Annotated in this window: 21 protein-coding genes; 4 read left to right on the forward strand and 17 right to left on the reverse strand. The window is 46.4% G+C overall.

Going from position 1 to position 24137, the window contains the following annotated elements; translation table 11 throughout:
* Positions 1-5: 5 nt before the first annotated feature.
* The 6 genes from ACFO4O_RS00545 to ACFO4O_RS00570 all read right to left on the reverse strand — a co-directional run bounded on the left by ACFO4O_RS00545 (position 6) and on the right by ACFO4O_RS00570 (position 4761).
* The gene (locus tag ACFO4O_RS00545) at positions 6-602 is read right to left on the reverse strand and encodes a GNAT family N-acetyltransferase (RefSeq protein ID WP_382405260.1); all 597 of its coding nucleotides are present in this window, start codon (positions 600-602) and stop codon (positions 6-8) included.
* Positions 603-611: 9 nt separating this feature from the next.
* Positions 612-1271, reverse strand: a complete 660-nt coding sequence (locus ACFO4O_RS00550) for an SCO family protein (RefSeq protein ID WP_382405261.1) — start codon at positions 1269-1271, stop codon at positions 612-614.
* Between the two features lie 45 nt (positions 1272-1316).
* Positions 1317-2213, reverse strand: a complete 897-nt coding sequence (gene cyoE / locus ACFO4O_RS00555) for a heme o synthase (protein ID WP_382405262.1) — start codon at positions 2211-2213, stop codon at positions 1317-1319.
* Between the two features lie 37 nt (positions 2214-2250).
* Positions 2251-3234, reverse strand: coding sequence for a COX15/CtaA family protein (locus tag ACFO4O_RS00560; protein ID WP_382405264.1), 984 nt, complete (start codon positions 3232-3234; stop codon positions 2251-2253).
* A 19-nt stretch (positions 3235-3253) separates the two neighbouring features.
* On the reverse strand, positions 3254-3814 hold the full coding sequence (locus ACFO4O_RS00565; protein WP_382405266.1) for a hypothetical protein: 561 nt from the start codon (positions 3812-3814) through the stop codon (positions 3254-3256).
* A gap of 221 nt (positions 3815-4035) precedes the next feature.
* A complete protein-coding gene (locus tag ACFO4O_RS00570; RefSeq protein ID WP_382405267.1) occupies positions 4036-4761 on the reverse strand; it encodes an SURF1 family protein in 726 nt (241 codons plus the stop codon).
* Between the two features lie 31 nt (positions 4762-4792).
* On the opposite strand from ACFO4O_RS00570, the gene ACFO4O_RS00575 reads away from it, so the two are divergent.
* The gene (locus tag ACFO4O_RS00575) at positions 4793-5002 is read left to right on the forward strand and encodes a DUF2909 domain-containing protein (RefSeq protein ID WP_382405268.1); all 210 of its coding nucleotides are present in this window, start codon (positions 4793-4795) and stop codon (positions 5000-5002) included.
* Between the two features lie 14 nt (positions 5003-5016).
* On the opposite strand, the gene ACFO4O_RS00580 is transcribed toward ACFO4O_RS00575, so the two are convergent.
* From ACFO4O_RS00580 to lexA, 5 genes are all read right to left on the reverse strand, one after another.
* The gene (locus ACFO4O_RS00580) at positions 5017-5907 is read right to left on the reverse strand and encodes a cytochrome c oxidase subunit 3 (RefSeq protein ID WP_382405269.1); all 891 of its coding nucleotides are present in this window, start codon (positions 5905-5907) and stop codon (positions 5017-5019) included.
* A gap of 2 nt (positions 5908-5909) precedes the next feature.
* Positions 5910-6551: a cytochrome c oxidase assembly protein gene (locus ACFO4O_RS00585; protein ID WP_382405271.1), complete on the reverse strand. Its 642-nt coding sequence runs from the start codon at positions 6549-6551 to the stop codon at positions 5910-5912.
* A 52-nt stretch (positions 6552-6603) separates the two neighbouring features.
* The gene (gene ctaD, locus ACFO4O_RS00590; protein ID WP_382405272.1) at positions 6604-8223 is read right to left on the reverse strand and encodes a cytochrome c oxidase subunit I; all 1620 of its coding nucleotides are present in this window, start codon (positions 8221-8223) and stop codon (positions 6604-6606) included.
* Positions 8224-8235: 12 nt separating this feature from the next.
* Positions 8236-9345, reverse strand: coding sequence for a cytochrome c oxidase subunit II (gene coxB, locus ACFO4O_RS00595; protein ID WP_382405480.1), 1110 nt, complete (start codon positions 9343-9345; stop codon positions 8236-8238).
* Between the two features lie 621 nt (positions 9346-9966).
* Positions 9967-10590, reverse strand: coding sequence for a transcriptional repressor LexA (gene lexA, locus ACFO4O_RS00600; protein ID WP_382405273.1), 624 nt, complete (start codon positions 10588-10590; stop codon positions 9967-9969).
* Positions 10591-10770: 180 nt separating this feature from the next.
* Between lexA and plsB the strand changes: the two genes are divergently transcribed.
* Positions 10771-13203: a glycerol-3-phosphate 1-O-acyltransferase PlsB gene (gene plsB / locus ACFO4O_RS00605; protein ID WP_382405274.1), complete on the forward strand. Its 2433-nt coding sequence runs from the start codon at positions 10771-10773 to the stop codon at positions 13201-13203.
* Here plsB and ilvA read toward each other — a convergent pair.
* Positions 13200-14828, reverse strand: a complete 1629-nt coding sequence (gene ilvA, locus ACFO4O_RS00610) for a threonine ammonia-lyase, biosynthetic (protein WP_382405276.1) — start codon at positions 14826-14828, stop codon at positions 13200-13202. The genes plsB and ilvA overlap by 4 nt on opposite strands.
* Before the next feature lie 208 nt (positions 14829-15036).
* Between ilvA and ACFO4O_RS00615 the strand changes: the two genes are divergently transcribed.
* The gene (locus ACFO4O_RS00615; protein ID WP_382405277.1) at positions 15037-16653 is read left to right on the forward strand and encodes a YifB family Mg chelatase-like AAA ATPase; all 1617 of its coding nucleotides are present in this window, start codon (positions 15037-15039) and stop codon (positions 16651-16653) included.
* On the opposite strand, the gene ilvY is transcribed toward ACFO4O_RS00615, so the two are convergent.
* A complete protein-coding gene (gene ilvY, locus ACFO4O_RS00620) occupies positions 16635-17498 on the reverse strand; it encodes an HTH-type transcriptional activator IlvY (RefSeq protein ID WP_382405279.1) in 864 nt (287 codons plus the stop codon). The genes ACFO4O_RS00615 and ilvY overlap by 19 nt on opposite strands.
* Before the next feature lie 282 nt (positions 17499-17780).
* Between ilvY and ilvC the strand changes: the two genes are divergently transcribed.
* Positions 17781-19262, forward strand: coding sequence for a ketol-acid reductoisomerase (gene ilvC / locus ACFO4O_RS00625; protein ID WP_382405280.1), 1482 nt, complete (start codon positions 17781-17783; stop codon positions 19260-19262).
* 178 nt (positions 19263-19440) lie between these two features.
* On the opposite strand, the gene ACFO4O_RS00630 is transcribed toward ilvC, so the two are convergent.
* The 4 genes from ACFO4O_RS00630 to proB all read right to left on the reverse strand — a co-directional run bounded on the left by ACFO4O_RS00630 (position 19441) and on the right by proB (position 24021).
* Positions 19441-20679: a multidrug effflux MFS transporter gene (locus ACFO4O_RS00630; RefSeq protein WP_382405281.1), complete on the reverse strand. Its 1239-nt coding sequence runs from the start codon at positions 20677-20679 to the stop codon at positions 19441-19443.
* 212 nt (positions 20680-20891) lie between these two features.
* Positions 20892-21479, reverse strand: a complete 588-nt coding sequence (gene can, locus ACFO4O_RS00635; RefSeq protein ID WP_382405282.1) for a carbonate dehydratase — start codon at positions 21477-21479, stop codon at positions 20892-20894.
* A 133-nt stretch (positions 21480-21612) separates the two neighbouring features.
* Positions 21613-22869, reverse strand: coding sequence for a glutamate-5-semialdehyde dehydrogenase (locus ACFO4O_RS00640; protein WP_382405283.1), 1257 nt, complete (start codon positions 22867-22869; stop codon positions 21613-21615).
* A 30-nt stretch (positions 22870-22899) separates the two neighbouring features.
* Positions 22900-24021, reverse strand: a complete 1122-nt coding sequence (proB, locus tag ACFO4O_RS00645) for a glutamate 5-kinase (RefSeq protein ID WP_382405284.1) — start codon at positions 24019-24021, stop codon at positions 22900-22902.
* Positions 24022-24137: the final 116 nt, after the last annotated feature.

Here is a 24137-nt window from a genome sequence, read left to right on the forward strand (position 1 = left end):
GGTGCTTAAAGGGCAAGGGCCAAACGAGCAAATCGCTGGTCGGTGGGTTCGTGTTTATATCGGCGAACAATTTCAAATCCATGCCTTTGATAAAAACCTAATGCCGATGTTTTTGCGATATCTGCATCCAAAACAAGATGTGTTTTGTTTAGCGCTTTAGCCTGAGCTTGTGCATAAGCGATGAGCTTGCTACCAACGTTTTTTCTTTGCCAATCTGGCGCCACCGCTAAATGACCGATGCATAATTCATGTTCTGTGGGTGCTTTAAAAATCGCGCCAAGCGTTTGATTAGCCACAACGATATGCGCGAGCTGCTCTACGTCTAAATAGTCAGTTAGACTTTGTACAGTAGCATCGCGAAAGCCGTCTGGCATATCATCATGCCATAGACTCATGCATCCGATGACCTCATTATTGCTAACAGCGACGCGATGGCGCAGCGCACTATACTGACCGTCTTGATGCCTGCTCGCTTGTTCTAAATACTCAAGTGCAGCGGCGGATGAACCAAATAAGTAAGGAAGCAGCGTATCTGCAGAGAGCAAGATTAGTTTGGCAAGCAATGGGCCATCGTCTTGAACCCCTTGTCTTAGGTGTAACATGCTTGTGGCTTAACTTGAGCCGAGCAGGATGGGCATGTCGGCAAGAATATGATCAACATCGCTAATTGCAAGCTCACCGGGGATATGTTTTGGTTTAAAGCGCCCTACAACGTTGCCTTCAGGATTTATCACCACAATAGACGCACTATGGTCTACTAGGTAATTTGGGTTATCAGTACTTTCAGATGTGGAGTACATCATTCCCATGCTGCGCACCAGCGGAAACAGCTGTATATGCGGTCCGGTTGTTGCAATAAAGTCAGGATTGAAGTAGCTCACGTATTCGTTGAGTCTTTCGACCGTATCTCGATTGGGATCAACCGATAAAAACCACACTCGTAAAGGGGTTTCTTGCACCGAGGCCTGCAGCTGCGGATAAACGTTGTTGATTTGCGCTAGGGTAACGGGGCAAATATCAGGGCAGAATGTATAGCCTACAAACGCCAGCGTCCACTGACCCGTGAGGTCGGCATTTGTCATCGTGCTACCGTCGTGTTTTGACAGCTCAAAATCAGTTAAGGCCCGCGCTTGCGGATACCAATTTAAGTGCTGCGTTTGCTCAGAGAGTGGTTTGTCATCATTAAATCCGGGTGGCGCAATCGTAATCGCTAAATATACGCCTAGAATTAATGAGAACAGGGCAATCAAACCAATCCACTTCTGCTGCATTAGAATTTTTCCCAATTAGAGTGCCAATTACTCACAACATACAACTTATAAATAATGATCAACAAGCAAAAGAACAAACAACAGCATTAAATGCAGAATCGAAAATTTAAATGTATCCATTGCTGTCGAGGCTTGCGGCTTGAACTTCAATTTAAGCGCCATATACATGAAATACGCATTTAGCAATGACGAACCAAGCAAATAGAGTCCACCGCTCATGCCAGTCAAATACGGTAGTAGGCACACGGCGCACAGTAGCAAGGTATACAGCACAACACAGGTTTTTGTAAATTCGACACCATGGGTGTTAGGGAGCATCGGTATTTTTGCTTTTGCGTAGTCTTTTTCTCGGTGTATAGCCAAGGCCCAGAAATGCGGAGGTGTCCATGTAAACACGATTAACACCAACAATAAGCCATATGCATGAATTTCGCCGGAAACAGCCGTCCAGCCTAAAAGTGGAGGCGCTGCGCCTGCCAAGCCTCCGATAACGATGTTTTGCGGCGTCGCTCGTTTTAAGTACATTGTGTATATAACGGCGTATCCAACAAGACTTACCAAGGTCAACCATGCAGTAAGCATGTTTACAAATACTGCGAGGGCAACGAATCCAAGAGCGCCAAGCACACCGGCAAATATTAAGGCCCGCTTAATCGACACTTTGCCTTTTGCCACAGGGCGGTTGAATGTTCTAGCCATAATTGAATCAATACGATGGTCCACAACATGATTGATGACAGCGGCTGCAGACGATAACAAGCCAATACCGAACATGCCTGCACTCAACACCAGAGGGTCAACCCAAGTTGGGGTTGCTAAACACATACCAACCAAAGCGGTTAACAATAGCAACATCACCACTCTTGGCTTTGTTAGCTCGTAATAGTCGCGCCATGTTGCGCCTGAACTTAGTTTTGAAGGGGCTGCAAGCGTCTTATTCATTCGCTTCTCCTTGATGGGGTTGGTTAATCTTCACTTTTCAGTATTTCCTATACATTGTGTAGGTGAGCAGCACCATGACCAAGAGCAAGCATGCGGCGACCGCATTGTGCATAGTGGCAACAGTTAGCGGTAGCGTATATACAACATTGCTAATACCAAGCCCTACTTGCACTGCAAGCACAACAAGCATGACAACGGTCAGCTTTTTCATTAGCGCTGAGCTTGAGCGGGTAAAAATTGCAAATGCCAACCAGCATAAGTAGGCAACGGTAATAATAGCACCAAAGCGATGCAACACATGCATAGTAACGCGCTCTTCGTAACTGTGAACGCCATACTCATAATTTTCAGCGGCGGGCACCGAAAATGCTCCAGCAAAATCCAAACGAGCGACCCAATCACCCTCGCAAATAGGGAGTTCGGTACACGCAAGCGACGCATAGTTCGCCGATGTCCAGCCACCTAGCGCAATTTGCCACACTAGAATAGCAATCCCTATCGCTGCGTACTTCGCCAGCGGACGCATTTGCGTATCGCCCCCTGGTATTCTGAAGGGCGTCATTCGCAAATATAAAATAAACAAGCAAGACAATACTGTAAAGCCACCTAACAAATGCGCCATCACCACGACAGGCAGTAGATTCAGCGTTACCGTCCACATACCAAGCATGCCCTGAAAACTGACGAGTAAAAGAAGCAATACTGGCAGCTTAAGCGGTGCTATTTTTCCTTTTGCGCGATTAACGATAGCGGCAATTGCAATCAATAAAATGATAAAGCCTAAGCCTGCGGCAAAGTAGCGATGGATCATTTCATTCCATGCCTTTTCAGCCTCAACGGGCCGCTCGGGAAACGCCTGATTGGCGGCCTCGATATGATGCTCTGCTTGAGGCACGAGCACATGCCCGTAACAACCTGGCCAGTCAGGGCAACCTAACCCGGCATCTGTAAGCCTTGTATATGCACCCAGTACAATGACAAATAAAGCTAAAAATATGCTTATTAGCACCAGCTTTTTCATTTAATTTACTTCCTCTGGCCTAACCTATGCGTGAAAGCTTAAGCAGCTTCTTCATATCCGCCAGCATATCTCGGCTGTCCATGATGGCCTGCTCTTGGTCTGCTGTGGTGGGATATTTGAGCACAATGTTGTTTAACGTATCGGCGATAAAAATAGCATTTACCGGTACATCTTTAAACACTTTATTCACATTTTGTTTTGTTTTCTGTAACACTTGCGTGTCACTTATACTGGCAATTTTTTCAAGTGCACTTTGACTGCTTTGTTCAGTTGCAATAAATACTGCATTTACTCGCCCAGCCTCGCGGCCTATTGCCGTTTTTACTTGGCTAACGCTGTAAATCGCATTCTCACATGCGCTGTCACAAACCTGTGGTATGACATAAAGAAAATGCCACTTACGCTCCGCCTCTTGTAACAATTGTGCCGCTTCGATAGTGGGGTCGAGCAACTCCCCTCGATTTGTAGACGCCTTGTTAAACCAATCCATCTCAAGCGCTATTTTGGCTAAAATCACAGGGACCACAAACACCACAATCAATAGAATAAAAGCCATCTTATTATTTTTTTTAATTGACATACGATAATCCTAAATTTACTAAGTCAGTTGATGCTTTTGCGCTTACGAGAGTGCTGGACGCCAGCATAATATTGACTGGAGGGGCCACTCGTTTGAAAAACGCTGTGAACCCATCCCTGGGCGCTCGGCGAAATCATCCATGATTTCGACGTTTTCAAACGAGTGGCCCCTCCAGTCAATATCCAAACCTAAAGTCCAACGATGCCTCTTCAGCACATTGCCTATTTAATTTGTTCTTTACGAATTTGCATAGACTTCATGATAGTCAGCAAAAACACAGTTAGTCCAGCGATACCGAGTCCAAACCACTGGATGGCGTAGCCCAAGTGTCGTTCGGGCGCCATTACCACCACTTGCCAATCACGAATGTAAGCACTATCTGGCTGTTGGTCGAGGCGCAGGGTAAAAGGAAGCACATCTTTTCCTAGATGTTTTTCAATTTCCGCAAAATCGATTTGCTGAATAAGCACAGGAAAGCGCCCATAATTAAAATTAGTCTCTGAAATCATAACATTGTCGCTAGGTACGTAAATGCGGCCCTGATATTGAGCGTCTTTAGGTATGATGATGCGAGGTAATTCAGAGCGATTGCCAGTGCCGGGAACCCAACCGAGATTGACCAATACGGTGCCGTAATTGCTCGCCAATGGCGCCAAAACCTCATAACCTGCCACGCCGTTTTTGATGCGATTGTCTATGAAAAAGGTCTTATCGCTGAGTTCGCCCGTAACAAGCAGGGGAAAGTCAACAAAATCAGCAGGCGCATCAATGACGTCTTCTAATAATTGTGGGTCTGCTGCCTTGCGTTGTTCGATTTGGTTTAGGCGTTGCTCTTTTTGATACTTGCGATCGAGCTGCCAAAAGCCCAATAAAAACATAATGACAATACACACAATAGCCATTAAGGTAAAAATCATTCTTAGCGTGCTCACACCTTTAAACAGCATGCTAGTTAACCACCTCTAGGGAGCTACAAATATGTTAGCGGTAAAGATTATCATCGGAGCCTTACTTCTGTTCATGATATTTAATTTATTTAGGGCTATGAGAGTGATGTTAAAAGGTGGGGAGCACGAACCGATGAGCAAATTTATTGGCCGCAGGGTTATAGCGTCAGTCGTCATCGTCGTATTGATTCTGATAGCTGTCGCTACTGGCGTAATTACCCCAAACCCTCGGCCATATTGATTTTTAATGCATTATTAAAGAATATATACAAAGAAAAACAGCATTACCCAAACAACATCAACAAAATGCCAGTACCAAGCTCCCGCTTGGAAGGCAAAGTGCTCTTTAGGCGTGAAATGGCCTTTCAACACTCTCAAAAACAATACAATGAGAATAATCGTGCCCAAGGTCACATGTAGTCCATGGAACCCAGTCAGCAAGAAGAATGTGTTTCCATATATGCCAGACTGTAAGGTTAGGCCTAAGTCTCTGTAGGCATGGATGTACTCGTACACTTGAAGCGCAAGGAATATTGAACCAAGTAAAATGGTCGCACCTAGCATCGCTATAAGCTGCTTACGTTTATTTCCTTCTAGTCCGGTGTGTGCGTAATGCAGCGTCACAGACGATACCAACAAAATTACCGTATTAATGAGCGGTAGACCATACCAACCCATCGGCGTAGTTTGTACGCCACCTGGCGTGCTGGTAAGCGGCCACATTGCTTCAAAAGTTGGCCATAAGACTTCGTTAGTCATCGCATTATTAGACGCGCCACCTAACCATGGAACCGCAATCGTGCGGGCGTAAAATAGGGCACCAAAGAATGCCGCAAAAAACATCACTTCTGAGAAGATAAACCACGCCATACCCTGTCGATATGAGCGCCCAAGCTGTGCGCTATATAAGCCGCTCATAGACTCATCGATTTGATTTTTAAACCAGCCAAATACCATGACGGTGAGCATCACTAAGCCTGCTAGCAGCACGTACCCGCCTATGCCCGACTTATCACGAGTGACCTCTACTACGTAATTTCCTGCACCAACCGCAATCAAAAATAGCGCCACCGCCCCAACAATGGGCCAGACGCTTTGTTCAGGTACGTAGTACTTTTCGTATTGTTCTTGCGCTTGTTCAGCCATGTTTATCTCCGTAGACCACTGTTCATCGCCACTACTTCAGCTTCGTCAGCGTTCTCAGTAATGTCATATAAAGTGTATTGCAATGTAAAAAAAGTTATATCGTCAGGCAGTTGCGGGTCAATGTAGAACGTCATTGGCATGACCGCTTCTTCGCCTGCTTTGAGAGGTTGGTGTTTAAAACAAAAACACTCTGTTTTATTGACATAAAGCGCAGCAGTTCCTGGAGAGACCGATGGGATCGCCTGCGCAATAATATTTCGATTGACCGGATTACGCACATAAAAAGCAACTTCGCTCATTTCACCGGGGTTAACTTCAACGCGCTTTGTTTGCGCTTTGAACTCCCATGGCATGCCTGTGTTTGTTCGCGTAATGAATTCAACCGTAATGGTGCGCGATGTATCAATTTCAACCGCTTCGTACACCGCTACTTCGTTACTTGTTTTGCCGTTTATGCCTAGTGCATCGCACAATACGTCATACAGCGGCACAAGCGCAAAACCAAAACCAAACATGCCCACTACAACCAATATGAGTTTGCCCACGGTTTTCCCGTGAGACTGTGGGGCAGTAGAGGCAGACTGCACAGCACTCTCAGCGCTAGACAGTTCAGCCTTGTTTTCAGTTGTTTGCTTGTTCGTCATAATGTATTGATTACCGCAATGCCGCCTGGCATACCTATTGTTTATCGGTTAATTACTTAATAACCGGTGGTGTATCAAAGGTATGATAAGGAGCCGGTGAAGGGATTTCCCATTCTAGGCCCTCGGCGCCATCCCACACTTGGTCTGATACCTTTTCACCCTGCTTACGACACGCTTTAATGATCAATGCCAAGAATATCAACTGTGATAAACCAAAGGCGAAACCGCCGATACTGATCCACTTGTTAAAATCAGCAAATTGCAATGCGTAATCAGGGATACGACGAGGCATACCCGCTAAGCCTACGAAGTGCATAGGGAAGAACAAGACATTTACCGAGACCAGCGAGCACCAAAAATGCAGTTTGGCCAATTTAATGTCGAACATGCGCCCGGTCCACTTAGGTAACCAGTAATAAACCGCTGCCATAATCGAGAAGACCGCACCGGTTACCAGCACATAGTGGAAGTGAGCAACCACAAAGTAGGTATCGTGGTACTGGAAGTCCACAGGCACGATTGCAAGCATTAGGCCTGACAAACCGCCGATGGTAAATAGTATGATGAACGCGATGGCAAACAGCATCGGCACTTCAAAGGAGATACTGCCGCGCCACATGGTGGCCACCCAGTTAAATACCTTCACACCCGTTGGCACTGCGATGATCATGGTGGCAATCATGAAGAACATTTCAGCAAATACTGGCATACCAGTAGTGAACATATGGTGTGCCCATACGATAAACGACAGCAATGCGATAGATGCGGTGGCATACACCATGGACGCATAACCAAAGAGTTTCTTGCGTGAAAAGGTTGGTACGATTTGCGAGATGATCCCAAAGGCGGGCAAGATCATTATGTACACTTCAGGATGCCCAAAGAACCAGAAAATATGCTGGAACAATACTGGATCGCCACCACCGGCTGCATCGAAGAAGCTTGTGCCGAAGTATTTATCGGTAAGCACCATCGTTACCACGCCCGCAAGCACTGGCATAACCGCGATTAACAAAAATGCTGTGATTAACCATGTCCATACAAAAAGAGGCATCTTCATGTAGGTCATGCCTGGGGCTCGCATGTTGAATATCGTGACCACAACGTTAATCGCGCCCATGATTGAGCTTATACCCATGATGTGCACTGAGAATACGAACAGGGCAGTACTGTCACCACTGTAGGTAGTAGATAACGGCGCGTAGAAAGTCCAACCAAAGGCAGGACCGCCTCCTTCAACAAACAATGAAGAAAGAAGTATCAAAAAGGCAAATGGAAGTATCCAAAAGCTCCAGTTATTCATGCGCGGCAGAGCCATATCTGGCGCACCAATCATCATAGGAATCAACCAGTTAGCTAGCCCGGTAAAGGCTGGCATAACGGCGCCGAATACCATGATCAATCCATGAACGGTGGTCATTTGGTTAAAGAAGTTTGGCTCAACTATTTGTAGCCCAGGTTGAAAGAGCTCTGCGCGAATAACCATCGCCATTGCTCCGCCCACCAAAAACATGATGAAGGCGAACCATAAATAAAGCGTACCAATGTCTTTATGGTTGGTGGTTAATAACCAACGCATCAAGCCTTTAGGCGCGCCGTGATGATGTCCGTCATGTCCGTCGTGGGAATCATGAGCGTCAGGTGCATGTGCAGTATCAGTTACGGTCGACATTTACTTGATCTCCTACTCGCCATTCATGATGGCATTAACATCTTTAGCTTGAACCATTTCGCCGGTATTGTTCCCCCAAGCATTTCGCTGATAGGTAACAACCGCCGCAATCTCTGACATCGTTAACTGTTTTGCAAATGACTGCATGGCAGTTCCTGCTTTACCGTAAACGATGATATCTATGTGGGCTTGTTGATCTTCTGTGGCTATCTTCGAGCCTTTAATCGCAGGGAACACGCCGGCAAGACCTTCACCATTTGGCATATGACATGCAGCGCAAACAGCTTCATATACGCGTTTCCCATCAGTCATCAGCTCTTCCATCGACATGTTCATCGCCAACAAACGCTGCTCTTCTTCTTTGGCACGAATGGCAATCGCTTCTTGTTCTTCAATCCATGCTTGATAATCTGCAGGATCTTTCGCGATGACCACGATGGGCATAAACCCGTGGTCTTTACCACACAGCTCCGCACACTGACCACGGTATACACCGGGCTCATTCACGTTAGTCCATGCTTCGTTTATAAAACCGGGATTAGCATCTTTCTTAACGGCAAAATCAGGCACCCACCAAGAATGAATAACATCATCGGAGGTGATGAGAAAACGCACTTTTTGGCCAGTAGGAATCACGAGAGGACGGTCAACTTCGAGCAGATAGTTTTCGCCCTTTGTAAACTTGTTGCGGATTTGTTCTTGCTGAGTAGCGAGTGTAGAGAAAAACTCAACATCGTTATCCATGTACTTGTAATGCCATTTCCACTGAGAACCAGTGACCAATACCGTCAGGTCAGGTTTAGACACGTCTTCCATATCTATCAGCGTATTTGCCGCTGGCACAGCCATGGCAATGAGGATTAAGAACGGCACTACTGTCCACGCAATCTCTACTTTTACATTTTCATGGAAATGCGCAGGTTTAGCGCCCTTGGACTTACGGTGTTTCACCATTGAGTAAAACATAACCCCGAAAACCAACACAGCAATGCCTATGCAGATGTAGAACATCATCATATGTAGGCCATACACCTGTTGGCTAATCTCTGTTACGCCTGGACGCAGGTTTAAATCTGACCGCTCACCAGCAGTAGTGGCTAGCGACATCATCGGCGCACTCATCAATAGAGTACTTAAAGCAATTTGCAGCGACTTCACACTTGACTCCCAAAATTGAGGTTGACGCATTATGTGTTTTATCAAAATTTACAGCTTAAGTAAGCGTGTTTCGATACGAATTAACGTCGGATGTTATTAGAATGTGAATAACTGTATAATGATTAATCAAACAAAAGCTTACGTCTAGTACTTTTTGGAGAAAAACCATACAAACAGTTCGAATTATCCACGAGTTTGCTGTTTTTTTAATCAAAAGAAAATAAAGCGTGTAAAAAACAAACACCATGCTGTGAATTTTTTGTTACGCAAATATAAAATTTTGCGCAATGGCTCGCGCGATTGTGAGAGAGAATCTAGATAAATATCTCAATAAAAAAAGCAAAAAAACTCGCCGTCATGTTTCTATAAGGGCGAGTTTCAGTTGATTTATATTTGGGCGAGAATTACCAAGCCGTTTACCCTAATTTGAGCGTAGCGCTTTCTCGTTAAGTTCACAGCATGAAACTACTACTCGCATTTTCTCGACATTCGAGCCAAAGCGAGTTGAGATTCGCATGCCAGCAATAGGTGAGAGTGACACCAACAGGGCTAATTGCCGGCGGAGGCCAATTAGGCGAAGGCCCTCTAATTGAAGTCTACATTATCCCGAATAACGCCAACCGCTAGTCCCTCAATTTCAAAGTATTGAGAGCGTAGGTCTACCTCAATGGGCGAAAAGTCATCATTTTCGGCATGCAAAATCACTAATGGCCCTTTCTTCTCGAAGCGTTTTACCGTCACATCTTCGTCAATACGTGCCACCACAACCTGCCCGTTTCGCACATTATTAGTTTTGTGTACGGCAAGCAAATCACCGTCCATAATGCCGATTTTCTTCATACTCATACCGTTAACACGCAATAAAAAATCTGCGCCCGGATGAAACATTGCAGGGTCTACTTTATAGTGAGAGTCAACATGCTCTTGCGCCAATATAGGTTGTCCGGCTGCAACACGGCCAATCAAAGGAATGCCTTGTTCAACATTGTCTTCGAGCGCGCAGTTCAATCGAATGCCTCGAGAAGTACCCGGAAGAATTTCTATTACGTTCTTTTTTGCAAGCGCCTTCAAATGCTCTTCTGCCGCGTTAGCGGATTTAAAGCCGAGTTCGCGCGCTATCTCAGCGCGAGTAGGGGGCATGCCCGTATCTATCATGGTAGATTTGATCAGATTGAGCACTTCTTCTTGACGTGGAGTTAGTGGACGCATAACCAGCCTGTTTTTCTATACAGTTAAGTCGAGTATAACTTTTTAATCGCAAAGCGCAACACTCTTGTTAAGGTTTGTGGTGATGATCACGCCTTTTGACCTTTTTTGAACAACGCTTATTAATATTCCACTTTCGCAAAGCGTGTTATTATTCAGTGACTAAGTTAGTTCGGAGCGCACATGCTAAATATTGGTTCTGCCTTTCGTTGGCTCGTATCGAAAGCGGTTGGTTGGTTAGTGTCGGTAAAAAGTGTCCCTGCAAATCTTGAAAAAGAATTGGGCATTGATAAAAGCAAACCCATTTTATATTTGTTGCAAACGGAGTCTTTTACAGACCAAGTTGCCCTTGAAAAGTCAACCAAAGCATTGGGATTGCCGAGCGTTTTTGAGCCTATTGAAATTGCCGGACAAGAACGGAAAAGACGCTATTTTTTAACACGTCCACAAAGCCTTTTAACGCGCCGGGTGTCTAAGACATCGATTGAAGATGTTTTTACCGAGTACTTTCATCTGCACCGCGAACACCCAGAAATCGATTTACAAATTCTGCCTGTGTTTATTTCGTGGGGTCGCTCGGCCGGAAAAGAAAAAAGCGGCTTTGCGCAGCTTTTTGCTAGCAAAGCCTCACCCAACTGGTTAAGAAAGTTATTTATTGTGTTGATATTTGGCCGCGATAACTTTGTTAGTTATTCGCCTGCGGTTTCTACCCGCCAAATGTCGCAACTACACGGCAGCGACAAGCAAATTGCTCAGAAACTTGTACGCGTTGCCCGCACCCATTTTCAGCGCAAACGACAAACGCTTTCTGGCCCTACACTGCTCGAACGACAAACCTTATACAACTCAATTTTAGGCGCAAGCTCAGTAAAGAGCGCTATTAGCGATGAGGTGAAGCACAAAGCAATTAGTTACGAAAAGGGCCGAGAAGATGCGCTCGCATACATCAACGAAATTTCTGCTGACTATCGTGAAGGCTTAATTCGCATAGGCGACAGATTGCTCAAACGTGTATGGAATAAAATTTACGATGGCATTGAAGTAGGTCATCCTGAACGTGTGCGTGAGCTTGCACAAAACGGCCATGAAATTATCTACGTACCCTGCCATCGCAGCCACATGGACTATTTGTTACTCACCTATGTGATTTATCATGAAGGTTTAGTGACGCCGCACATTGCAGCGGGGATTAATCTCAACTTTTGGCCTGTCGGCGGTATTTTGCGCCGCTGCGGCGCTTTTTACCTGCGCCGAAGCTTTGCCGGTAACAAACTTTATACCGCAGTATTTCGAGAGTATCTTGAGCTTCTGTTTAACAAAGGGTATTCGGTGAAGTACTTCCCCGAAGGCGGGCGCAGTCGCACCGGACGCTTACTTCCCCCTAAAACCGGCATGCTCGCCATGACGCTACAGGCGCTCGCAAAAGGCATTAACCGACCCGTTTCTATTGTACCGGTTTACATCGGTTATGAACACGTAATGGAAGTTAAAAGCTATATGAAGGAGCTTAAAGGGAAGTCTAAGAAAAAGGAGTCTCCCACCCAGGTATTTTCTGCCATTCGCAAGTTAAAAAATTACGGGCATGGCTTTGTTAACTTTGGCGAGCCCATTGCACTTAGTCAATTTTTAGATGAGTCGGTGAGCGACTGGCGCGAACAAAAAGCACTTGAAGACAAAAAACCAAAATGGCTCACACCAGTAGTAAACGCACTGGCCGACAAAGTGATGACGCGCATCAACCGTGCCGCCGCGCTGAACGGAACGGCCATGGTAGCCTTATGTTTGCTCTCATCGAAAACGCAAATCATGAGTAAAAAGGCCTTGGTGCAAAGCATGAGCGATTATTTGGCCTTGTTTAACGATGTGCGCTACAGCGAAGACTGCACCTTGCCAAACGAGCCTGCTGCTGAACTTGTAGACCGAACACTGGCGCTTAATCGCTTTGAACAAGGCGAAGACGCTTACGGTGCAATGGTATCGCCAAAAGACAGTAACGGGCTATTGTTGACCTTTTATCGCAACAACATCCTGCATATGTTTGCCCTACCATCGCTTATCATGGCGGCCGTGTTTGCGCATAAAAACCTAGAAAAGACGGCTCTTCAAGCCCTCGTTGCAACGTTGTTCCCTTTGCTCAAGCGCGAGTTCTTTATGCATCAAAGCCTAGAAGAGGCTGCCAAATATATCGATGCGCTTATTGTCCATATGACCGACAAAGGACTGCTGATACAAAAAGATGATTGCCTTGCCCCACCACCGGCCACACACGAAAAGTTTCATTCATCGTGGTTGCTCAGCCGCGCCATGCAGGAAACCTGGCAGCGCTATGCCATTGTGCTTCATGTTTTAGAAAAAGAAAAAGTGATTGGGCGCTCGCAGCTTGAGAGACAAAGCCAGATTATTGCGGAAAGGCTGTCGGCACTTTTTGGGATGCATTCGCCTGAATTTTACGACAAAAACGTGCTCAGCAGCTTTGTTAATGCGCTGCGTGAAAACGAACACGTTAAGAACCAAGACGACGGCAATTTTGCCTTTTCCCAAAGTAGCCTAGCGCTGAAAGAGGCTATTTTACCGCTTGTGTGGCCTGAAATCATTCAGCATCTTGAGCAAATTTAGCCCTCGGCGGCCAAGAAAAACTGATAGGCAGGGTCGTCGGTATGCTCTTGTGCTGCGTAATCGAGCGCCGCTAAATGCTCATTAAACAGCGCCCTTTCACTATCGCTAATATCGAAGCCGACCAATACTAAGCCTTGGGCGGCGCCATGATTGCGATAGTGAAACAGGGTAATATTCCACTGTTCACCAAGCGTATTTAAAAAGTGCATAAGCGCACCTGGGTACTCAGGGAAAGAAAACGAAAATAGCGTTTCGTTTAGGGCTGTTTGTGGTCTGCCGCCCACCATATGACGCACGTGAAGTTTGGCGAGTTCGTTATCGGATAAATCAAAACACTGATAGTTATTTTCTTGCAAGCGCTGCATTAAATTGGCAAATTCGATTCGCCCTTGTTTGAGCTTTACCCCAACGAAAATATGCGCTTCGCTGTTGCTAGAATATCGGTAATTAAATTCTGATATATTTAACCCGCCTAAAGTGGCACAAAAGGCCTTGAACGCGCCCGTTTGCTCTTTTAGTTTTACTGCAAATACTGCCTCTTTTTGTTCTCCGAGCTCACAGCGTTCAGACACGTATCGTAAGGTATGAAAGTTAATATTCGCTCCGCACAAAATGCCGGCAATATTTGCGCCTTTAATATTGTGCTCCGCGCAGTATTTACGCATTGCCGCCACCGACAAGGCCCCGGCTGGCTCTGCAATGACTCTGGTATCGTCAAAAATGTCTTTAATCGCTGTGCATATCTCATCGTTGGTGACCGTAACGACCTCATCTACATACAGCTGACACAAACGAAACGGCTCTTCACCAATGGTTTTAACCGCCACACCGTCGGCAAAAATTCCCACGCTCGGCAAAGTAACCGGGTGCCCTTCGGCAAGCGCAGCTTTCAAACAAGCTGATTCTTCTGATTCTACCGCGACAATTCGTATATTTGGATTAATTTGCTTTGCATATACTGAAATCCCGGCCGCTAAGCCACCGCCACCAACGGCCACAAACAAATACTGCAGATCGTGAATATGCTCAAGAATTTCTTTGCCAATGGTACCTTGACCGGCGATAACATCGGGGTGGTCAAATGGCGGGATCATCGTCATGCCGGTTTCAGCACAAATGGCCTTTGCCCGCTCACTGGCTTGGTCAAAACTGGTGCCATGCTGAACCACGCTTACCTGTTCTTGGCCAAACTGTTTAACCGCCTCCACCTTAATTTCGGGTGTTGTTTCCGGCATTACAATCACCGCTGGAATACCTAAACGTTTGGCGGCATAAGCTACGCCTTGCGCGTGGTTGCCAGCGGATGCCGCGACAACGCCAGCAGCTTGTTGAGCTTTTGAAAGCTGAGCGATGCAGTTATACGCCCCTCTTAGCTTAAATGATTTTACCGGCTGCTGGTCTTCGCGCTTAAGATACACCTGATTACCAAGCGTTTTTGACAAAGCCGGCATAACACAAAGCTCAGTGGCAATAGCAGCATCGTAAATAGGCGCCTGCAAAATTTTGACTAAATAGTCTTGCTTGCTCAATACTGGCGCGCTTGAGGTCGCCGTAGCGCTAGTTACATTTTCAGCTTGGGTTTTAGCATGGTTTTGCTGCACTGGATAAGGCTCACTTGTGGTCATTCGTTAGAGGTATTACAAAAAACTTCTCTTTCATCATCGCAAACATTGATTGGTGCGGGCAAGTGATTTTGAGGGTGAGTTAAGCAATGGGCGTTAAATTGCGATTTTATTATCGGCTCAGTCCATCCCTTTGGTCAGTTGTAAGCCTAGGCTTTAAATTAAATAATGAGCGCGTTGATAAGCAACTCATGGATGAAAAAAGACAAGGATGTCACTTTCTGTTGTATACACCCGCGCCAATATTGGCATAGACGCACCGCTTGTGACTATTGAGGTGCATTTGTCAAATGGCATGCCGGCCTTTCAGCTCGTTGGCTTGCCAGAAACGTCGGTAAAAGAGAGCCGCGACAGGGTGCGCAGCGCGTTAATCAATGCAGGTTTTGAATTTCCCAGTAAGCGCATTACGGTAAATATGGCACCGGCCGATTTACCTAAGGGTGGCGGTCGCTTTGATTTAGCGATAGCCATTGGCATTATAGCGGCAAGCGAAGAGCTACCCGACACAGCCCTCGAGCCATACGAGTTTGTGGGTGAGCTAGCCCTTTCAGGTGAACTGCGTTCGATACAAGGGGCGCTACCGATGGCATTTGCCGCTCGCAATTCCAATCGCCAGCTCATTTTACCTCTCAGCAACGCTAATGAAGCCGCATTAGTGACCAAAACCTCAGTACTGTGCGCCAGCACATTGTTTGATGTGTATCTTCATCTAACTGGTAAACAAGCTCTACCGGTGGCACAAACACAAAGCGAGAATTATCCGCCACCGAATTACGGCGACTTAAACGAAATTATTGACCAACAGCATGCAAAGCGCGCGCTAGAAATTGCTGCAAGCGGCGCTCATAACATTTTATTTTTTGGCCCAGCAGGCACAGGTAAGAGCATGTTGGCAAGCAGACTGCTGTCAATTATGCCCGACCTAAGCGAAGAGGACGCCCTTGTCGTGTCGAGCATTCGCTCGGTGGTGGGTGAACCTATTGATGCTAACAACTGGCGACAGCGCCCACTGCGCCAGCCACATCATTCAAGCTCGGCAGCTGCAATCGTCGGCGGCGGTACTTACCCAAAGCCGGGAGAAATTACACTCGCGCACAAGGGCGTGTTGTTCCTTGACGAGTTGCCTGAATTTGGTCGTCATGTGCTTGATGTGATGCGAGAGCCGCTTGAAACGGGGGAAATTAACTTATCAAGAGCAGCGCATAAGGTTTGCTACCCTGCGGATTTTCAATTGGTTGCCGCAATGAACCCAAGTCCAACAGGGGATATTGACGACAAGCGCGCTAATCCCGACCAAATACTGCGCTATTTAAATCGTATATCAGGGCCATTGCTTGACCGCATCGACCTACAAGTAAACGTGCCGCGTGTGAATTTAGAAAAAACCCTGAGTCGGAGCGTGGCACCCAACGATGAATCCGATACGGGCAACGACAATCGGCAAGATGCTTCAGAGCATGGTCGTGGATCTAACCACGAGGCCATCTCCAAGCAAAGCGCTCACAGTAGCTCTGAATCTAGCAAAATCGTAAAACGCCGAGTTGAGACTGCACATGCACTGCAGCTTGCTCGTCAAGGCGTGCTCAACAGTGCATTAAGCAATCAACAAATCAACATCCACTGCAGCTTAACGCCCAGCAATCAGCGCTTTATCACGCAAGCAATTGACGCGCTTGGACTGTCGATGAGGGCTTATCATCGTACTCTAAAGGTGGCGCGAACCGTAGCTGATTTGCAGGGTGCAGAGCACATCGAGCAGGCACATATTGCAGAGGCTTTAAGCTTTAGAAACTTTGACCGTCTGCTACATCAGCTTACAAATAGCTGAGTCATTGCTTTAATCAAATGCTCCTCGCTGCGTTCTTTGAGATAGCACACACCAAGCTGATAGGGCTCAATGTTTTTTACGCTTAGTGCGCGCACTTTATTTTTTACGGCTGAATTTTCAAGCACAATACTTGGCACAAAGCCCACGCCAAACCCCAATGCCACCATACTCACTATCGCCTCGTTTCCTGATACCTGCGCATAGACCCTGGGGCGAATGTTTTGCTCTGCAAACCAGTGGTGCACTATGCGCTTTGACGGGCCGGCTGAGGGCATGACTACATGTAGGTCTTGCCACGGCATGTCTTGCCAGCGCTCAACGGTCATGTTTTTAGGCATAATTAAGGTGAGCGGTACAGTAGCAACCGGCGCAAACCCCACCTGCGTTGGGAAGTCGGGCGTATGAATGGCCAGTGAAATATCTACCTCTGACGAGGCTACTTTTGAAACTGAAAGCGCATGGTCGCCCGTGTCTAGCTTAATTTCTACAAGTGGATATTGCTGCCTGAGTTTATCGAGCATGGCAGGCAAGAAGCTCTGACTGGCAGTGACCGAGCAGTACAAAGACAGCTCACCACTTAATATTTGTTCGTGCTGCTTCATGCTTTGCTTCATTAAAGCGTATTGATTCAGGGTGCTTTCAGCAAATGCCAACAGGCTTTTTCCTGCATGAGTTAAGCTAACACTTCGATTATTTCGGGTAAATAGCGCTGCGCCGCATTCTTGCTCGAGTCTGGCGACTACTCGGGTCAGCGTAGGCGCAGAGACAAACATAGCTTGCGCTGTTTTTGAAAAGTGCAGGGTGTTCGCGAGATGCTGAAACAAGCGTAGGCTTTTTATATCCATAATCGATTTACTCTTTTTTGACCCGACACATCTTATCTAATTCATCTTGATTCAACACAGCATGCATGTTCACCGCCGGCTATGTTTTGCTCACATTTTAACCGTTTTACGCAGCCATAATAGACATAAAAATTGGTTCATTACACCCTGTATGTCCTTCAATATAACATTTATTTCATTTTATGAAACACTACGTTTTAAATAATTCAATTTAAGCAACCAGTAGTTTCGTGTACATTGCAATCTCAGTCGTAAATGACTATCTCAATTTTCAGGAATAACATGACAAACTACTTCAATAGCTTACCGTTTAGAAAACAGCGCGACCAACTAGGACAGTGTCGCTTTATGCAGCGAGAAGAATTCGCACAGGGCTGTGATGCACTAAAAGGGAAATCTATCGTTATCGTAGGCTGCGGCGCACAGGGTCTTAATCAGGGCTTAAACATGCGCGACTCAGGCTTAAACGTATCTTACGCACTTCGCCAAGCCGCTATTGATGAAAAACGTGATTCGTATCAACGCGCTACCAGCAACGGATTTACCGTAGGTACCTACCAAGAGCTTATTCCAAGCGCAGATTTGGTGTACAACCTCACGCCCGATAAGCAGCATTCTAGCGTAGTAGAAGCGGTCATGCCGCTGATGCAAAAAGGCGCGACGCTGGGCTACTCTCACGGTTTTAACATTGTAGAAGAGGGTCAGCAAATAAGAAGCGACATTACGGTAGTAATGTGTGCGCCTAAGTGCCCGGGCACCGAAGTGCGTGAAGAATACAAACGCGGATTTGGCGTGCCGACCTTAATTGCCGTGCACCCTGAGAACGACCCTGAGAATAAAGGATGGGACATTGCAAAAGCATTGGCAAGCGCTACCGGCGGTGACCGAGCAGGCGTGCTAGAGAGCTCATTTGTGGCTGAGGTCAAATCTGATTTAATGGGCGAACAAACGATATTGTGCGGCATGCAGCAAGCAGCCGCGATTGTTGGCTACGACAAAATGGTCGCCGATGGTGTTGACCCTGCATATGCAGCCGCGCTAATCCAATATGGCTTGGAGGCAATTACCGAAGCGCTTAAAATTGGTGGCGTAACCAATATGATGGACCGCCTGTCTAACCCCGCCAAAATAGAAGCGTATGAGTTAAGCGAGACACTCACCAATTTATTTAGGCCATTGTTTGAAAAACATCAAGACGACATCATAAGCGGTGAGTTTTCTCGCACAATGATGGCCGATTGGGCAAACAACGATGCAAATTTATTGAAGTGGCGTGAAGAAACCGGTCAATCTGGTTTTGAGCAAGCCCCTGTTTATAGCGGCAAAATAGACGACCAAGAGTTTTTTGATAAGGGCATTTTGATTGTTGCCATGATCAAAGCAGGCGTTGAGCTAGCATTTGACGTGATGGTAGAGGCCGGCATCTTACCTGAGTCAGCGTACTATGAGTCATTGCACGAAACGCCGCTTATTTCCAATACCATTGCCCGAAAGCGTTTATATGAAATGAACGTGGTTATATCGGATACTGCTGAATATGGAAATTATTTGTTTGCCAACGCCGCGGTTCCTTTGCTCAAAGAGCATATAATGCCAAACATCACAGGTAAACAGCTTGGTAAAGGCTTCAGCGCGCAAAGCAATGGCGTTGATAATAAGCGTTTGGTAGAAGTGAACAAAGCGATACGTAGCCACGGCGTTGAAACCGTTGGTGAGGTACTGCGCGGCTACATGACCGACATGAAAGCCATTGTAGGTGCATAGCAGCCCATAGGCCTTTATGAGTAATCATATTGATGCGTGGGCATAAAGTTTTAAGTTTGTAACAGTTCTGTCGTTAGGTGCTTTAACTAAGCTCCTTTTGCCCGGTCAATTTGACCGGGCTTTTTTATGTCCGCTCCGATAGCCACTAGCCTTTGAAAATAGCCGCTCAAGTTAGCAGCTAAACCTGCTTGCGCACCGCTGCAATAGCGATGTGCACGGCAAAGTAAGTAAGAACAGAAAAGCACAAAAAACCGTAGGCAATCGGCAAGATGCTATCGCTCAAATGATGGCTGATAAATACGGCAATTGGCACTGAAAGCATGCTGGTAAAAAAGCCGATAAATGCTGCACCTACACCCGCTATATGACCCACTGGCTGCATAGCAAGCGAGTTCAAATTACCAAATAAAATACCAATAAAGAAAAACCCAATAAACATCGTGCTTACAAACAGCACCAACGGTGGTTTCCCATTAAAGTAAACAGATTCAGCTACCAGCACCACCGAGAACAAAATAGTCAACACTAAGGCATATGAAATCAATTTGATCATGCCTAGTCTTACCACCATGATCCCATTGAACAACGACGCAGCGCCTATTGAGAAAGCAAGCAGGGCAAACAACAGGGGAAACAACTCGCCTGTGTCGTAAATACTTTGAAAAATGGTTTGTGAGCCACTTAAATACGCCAAAAATGCGCCAAAAATCATCCCCATTCCCAGCGCGGCTCCCATCACAACTGGATTTTTTATTAGCCAAACAATTGAGCGCCAAAAAGCATACCAATTAAATTTTACGCGCTTATCACGCGGCAGCGTTTCACCTTGGCGCGCAAAAAACCAAATGCCTGATACCACGCAAACCATGGCAAACACTGTAAAAATATGCCGCCATCCGGCCACTTTCATCACAATCTGACCCATCAGAGGCGCGACCATCGGCATCAAAATAAAGATAACCGTGATAAAGCTCATTACTCGGGCCATTTTATCGCCCACGTGTAAATCACGAATGAGTGCCATCGTAGCTATTCGTGGACCCGACACGCCAAACGCTTGAATCAATCGACCAAGCAACATGATTTCCATATTCGGCGATAAATAGCACACCAGTGTGCCTATCAAAAAAATGATAAGCCCTACCAGAATAGTTAAGCGCCGGCCTCTCGCATCTGCAAAAGGGCCAAAGAATAGCTGCCCAAACGCCATACCCGCAAAAAACAGGGAAATAATGAGATAGGTTTGCTGGTTACTTTGGCTATTTAAGTCTGCACCAATTACGTCGAGTGCAGGCAGCATCGCGTCGATACTCAAAGCCACCAGCGATGTCAAAAACGCCATAAGCAGTATAAACTCGCCTAATGGCAAGGGTTTGCGTGTGCTGCTTGCTGTGGTGCCTGCGGTATCGCTTATCATTTATATAGTCTATGCATGTTGGGTGTTACGCGCTTAGTTAGGTGTTTAGTGTTCAGTAATGGGTGTCTAGTGTTTGGTCTTAGTTGTTAGATGGTTAATAACCAAAGACGCCGCAATTTAGCACACATGCGCGCTCACAGATAAACTTTATGACGCTATGGTATAAACAAAAAGCATGCAGTAAACGCGAATGCTAGCCAATTCGGCACCGCTTACTCATCTCGCTGTAAGGACGTGATTTTTCCGTTGCTTAAACTATAAATCCAGCTGTGTAGCTTTACTTCTTGCCCTCTAGCAACCGCGTCTTGAAACACACTGGTCCGGCGCACGTTTTCGGCCTGCTGTAGAACATTAAGCTCGCAAAGTCTGGCCAATTTAGCATGTTTATCTAGCGCGGCGAGCTCGTTTTCATGGGCACGAGCGATATCTTTAATATGCAGTAGCCAATTATCAATAAGACCTAGCTTACCGTCTCCTAAAGCCGCCTCAACTCCGCCGCAGCCGTAGTGACCGCACACTATCACATGCTTTACTCTTAGTACGTCAATCGCATACTGCAGCACCGACAAACAGTTAAAGTCAGTGTGGATCACCATATTAGCAACGTTGCGATGCACAAAAATATCACCGGGCATTAAATCTACGATTTGATTTGCCGGCACGCGCGAATCTGAGCAACCAATCCACAAATACACCGGAGACTGCTGTGTTGAGAGCTGCTTAAAAAATTCTGGGTCCTGCGCATGGGTAGCTTCTGCCCAACGGATATTGTTGTCTAACAGTTTTTTAATTTCGGGCATGAACCAGAACTACCTTAAGGATGATGTTAAGTCGCGTGTAATGTAGCAATAAGCAAAAGACCCGACAAGCGTCGGGTCTTTAAACATTTTAGTTAAGTCGTTATTCGAGTGCTTGGCTTTCGCCTCAAAACCTCTACTGACGGATTTGCCCATCACCGTATACAACAAACTTCTCAGTGGTGAGTTGCTGCGCGCCCATCGGGCCGTAAGCATGGAGCTTACTCGTCGAAATACCAATTTCAGCGCCTAAGCCCAACTGACCGCCATCTGAAAAACGCGAGGAAGCATTTAACATGATGACCGAGGAATTTACTTCACGCATAAACCGCTGAGAATTGCCCAAGTGCTCGGTTACGATCACTTCTGTGTGCCCGCTACCATAGGTTTGAATGTGCTCAACCGCTCGCTCAAAATCATCCACAATTTTTACCGCAATCTCTAACGCTAAGTATTCCGCATGCCAATCATCTTCAACTGCACCCACCGCTTCGCTGGTTTTAAAGTGCGCTAAGCTCTTCTCGCATGCGTGCACTTTCACACCCTTTTCAGTAAACATGGCGTCAATTTTCGGGAGAGCTTGTTCGGCAATATCCTTGTGTATGAGTAGCGTTTCAAGGGCATTGCACACGCCGGTGCGCTGGGTTTTACCGTTTTCTAAAATCGGCAGCGCTTTTGTTAAGTCAGCGTGGGCATCTACAAATAAATGGCAAACGCCTTTAAAATGTTGAATCACCGGAATCTTACTGTTCTGTGAAACGTATCTTATGAGGCCCTCACCACCGCGCGGAATGATCAAATCAATACTATCGCTAAGCTCAAGCATTTGCGCCATCACCTCTCGGTCAGGCACGGGTATGACGGTTGCTACACCAGTGGGTAAACCTGCTTTTTCAAGCGCCAAATGCAATACAGCGGCCAAGGCCTTGTTGGAGTGCTGCGCTTCTTTACCGCCGCGCAAAATAACCGCATTACCCGCTTTTAAACAAAGCGCCGCAGCATCAATGGTAACATTTGGACGTGACTCGTAAATCATCGCCACTACGCCGAGCGGGATACGCATTTTACCCACCTGAATACCACTTGGCAGCGGTTTAATGTTGGCAACACTGCCTAAAACTTCATCTTGATTTGCTATTTCAGTTACCGCAGCGGCAATGGCTTTAACGCCGCTCTCATCGAGCACGAGTCGCTCAATCATCGACGCACTTAAGCCAGCGCTTTTCGCTTGCTCAACATCCCTCTGGTTTGCCGACAGAATGCTAGGAGTAGCGTCTATCAACATAGACGCAATAGACTCTAGGAGTGCCTTTCGTTTACCTTGCGATAAATTGGCGATGGCGGATTTTGCTGCCTTAGCTTCAGCGGCAGCTTGCTTGATATCAAATGTCATAATGAAGTCTCTTTTTCTCCTTCCGTTTAATTATTCTATGCTTTCATTGTCGTGAGCAATGCGCACAAAGTCGTCTCTGTGAAGCACCTCAGCGCTGTCGCTATAACCCAAAATGTATTGAATTTGAGAGCTCTTTGCGCCTTTGATTTGTTGAATCTCTGCAGATGAATAGGCTGCTAGGCCTTTTCCTATTACGTGTCCTTCGTGAGTGACTAGCACCGCGTCATTCGCGGCGAACTTGCCCACCACTTGAGTAATACCTGCGGCCAACAATGATGCGCCGCGTTCGGTCATGGCTAAATAAGCCCCTTTATCGACCACCAGCTCACCCTTTGGATTAGAGGTATGTTTTAACCAGTCTTGACGCGCGGTGCTGTCGTCATCTTTCGCTAAAAACAGCGTACCAGGGCAATTGCCCTTCACCAGTTCAGTGAAGGTGCGCGTTTTGGTGCCATTAACAAGCAGGGTTTGAATGCCCGATTCGGCGCATTTTTGTGCCGCTTGTAATTTGGTGATCATGCCGCCGGTACCTACCGAAGAGCCTGCGCCACCAGCGAGTCCCATAATGCCCTCGTCGATGTTATCAACCGTGGGCAAAAGCTGCGCTTGTGGGTCTTGGCGAGGATTGCCTGTGTAAAGACCGTCTACGTCAGTACAAATAATTAAGCAGTCTGCCTGCACGGCAATGGCGGTGTGAGCGGCAAGGTTGTCGTTATCACCTACCTTCGACTCATCTATGGCTACAGTGTCATTCTCATTAACAATTGGCAGTACGTCATGATCGAGTAACTGCTCCATCGTATTTTTAATGTTAACAAAGCGGCGGCGGTCATTTAAATCTTCTACCGTAAGCAGCAGTTGCGCGCAGGTAAAGTCAAAAAGCTGCGACCATGTTGCCATCATTTTGGTTTGCCCGATGGCCGCCATGGCGGATTTTTTCCCTGGGCTAACTTTATGGCCGGTGCGTATTTCTCCGCGCGCGGCCGCAACACTACCAGACGATACAAGCACCACATTTTTGCCTTGCTTGCGAGATTCAGAAATAAAGTTTGCGATATTAGATAAGAATTTGTCGGAAGTACCAGTGCCATCAGGCGACACTAAAGCACTGCCTATTTTGATTACGGCGGTTTGCCAAGTAAAAGCTGTCATTACCAAGGTTGTCGATGAATAGTGAGTACGAGGATAAGGATTTACCACGTTTTCACAAGGTCACATATTATTATTTAGTGCTAATAGTGGGGTTTTTTATGCTTTTTAGGTCTATT

The sequence above is a fragment of the Glaciecola siphonariae genome (assembly GCF_042652645.1).
Lineage (GTDB): Bacteria > Pseudomonadota > Gammaproteobacteria > Enterobacterales > Alteromonadaceae > Glaciecola > Glaciecola siphonariae.

Excerpts from the sequence above, each read along its gene's own strand:
- ilvA (WP_382405276.1), bottom strand. The coding sequence starts at position 14,828 with ATGACCACAAGTGAGCCTTATCCAGTGCAGCAAAACCATGCTAAAACC.
- ACFO4O_RS00640 (WP_382405283.1), bottom strand. The coding sequence starts at position 22,869 with ATGACATTTGATATCAAGCAAGCTGCCGCTGAAGCTAAGGCAGCAAAA.
- ACFO4O_RS00565 (WP_382405266.1), bottom strand. The coding sequence starts at position 3,814 with ATGTCAATTAAAAAAAATAATAAGATGGCTTTTATTCTATTGATTGTG.
- proB (WP_382405284.1), bottom strand. The coding sequence starts at position 24,021 with ATGACAGCTTTTACTTGGCAAACCGCCGTAATCAAAATAGGCAGTGCT.
- ACFO4O_RS00545 (WP_382405260.1), bottom strand. The coding sequence starts at position 602 with ATGTTACACCTAAGACAAGGGGTTCAAGACGATGGCCCATTGCTTGCC.
- ACFO4O_RS00630 (WP_382405281.1), bottom strand. The coding sequence starts at position 20,679 with ATGATAAGCGATACCGCAGGCACCACAGCAAGCAGCACACGCAAACCC.
- ACFO4O_RS00560 (WP_382405264.1), bottom strand. The coding sequence starts at position 3,234 with ATGAAAAAGCTGGTGCTAATAAGCATATTTTTAGCTTTATTTGTCATT.
- cyoE (WP_382405262.1), bottom strand. The coding sequence starts at position 2,213 with ATGAATAAGACGCTTGCAGCCCCTTCAAAACTAAGTTCAGGCGCAACA.
- ACFO4O_RS00585 (WP_382405271.1), bottom strand. The coding sequence starts at position 6,551 with ATGACGAACAAGCAAACAACTGAAAACAAGGCTGAACTGTCTAGCGCT.
- ACFO4O_RS00550 (WP_382405261.1), bottom strand. The coding sequence starts at position 1,271 with ATGCAGCAGAAGTGGATTGGTTTGATTGCCCTGTTCTCATTAATTCTA.
- lexA (WP_382405273.1), bottom strand. The coding sequence starts at position 10,590 with ATGCGTCCACTAACTCCACGTCAAGAAGAAGTGCTCAATCTGATCAAA.
- ACFO4O_RS00615 (WP_382405277.1), top strand. The coding sequence starts at position 15,037 with ATGTCACTTTCTGTTGTATACACCCGCGCCAATATTGGCATAGACGCA.
- coxB (WP_382405480.1), bottom strand. The coding sequence starts at position 9,345 with ATGAGTGCGCCGATGATGTCGCTAGCCACTACTGCTGGTGAGCGGTCA.
- ilvY (WP_382405279.1), bottom strand. The coding sequence starts at position 17,498 with ATGGATATAAAAAGCCTACGCTTGTTTCAGCATCTCGCGAACACCCTG.
- ACFO4O_RS00580 (WP_382405269.1), bottom strand. The coding sequence starts at position 5,907 with ATGGCTGAACAAGCGCAAGAACAATACGAAAAGTACTACGTACCTGAA.
- ACFO4O_RS00570 (WP_382405267.1), bottom strand. The coding sequence starts at position 4,761 with ATGCTGTTTAAAGGTGTGAGCACGCTAAGAATGATTTTTACCTTAATG.
- ilvC (WP_382405280.1), top strand. The coding sequence starts at position 17,781 with ATGACAAACTACTTCAATAGCTTACCGTTTAGAAAACAGCGCGACCAA.
- can (WP_382405282.1), bottom strand. The coding sequence starts at position 21,479 with ATGCCCGAAATTAAAAAACTGTTAGACAACAATATCCGTTGGGCAGAA.
- ctaD (WP_382405272.1), bottom strand. The coding sequence starts at position 8,223 with ATGTCGACCGTAACTGATACTGCACATGCACCTGACGCTCATGATTCC.
- ACFO4O_RS00575 (WP_382405268.1), top strand. The coding sequence starts at position 4,793 with ATGTTAGCGGTAAAGATTATCATCGGAGCCTTACTTCTGTTCATGATA.
- plsB (WP_382405274.1), top strand. The coding sequence starts at position 10,771 with ATGCTAAATATTGGTTCTGCCTTTCGTTGGCTCGTATCGAAAGCGGTT.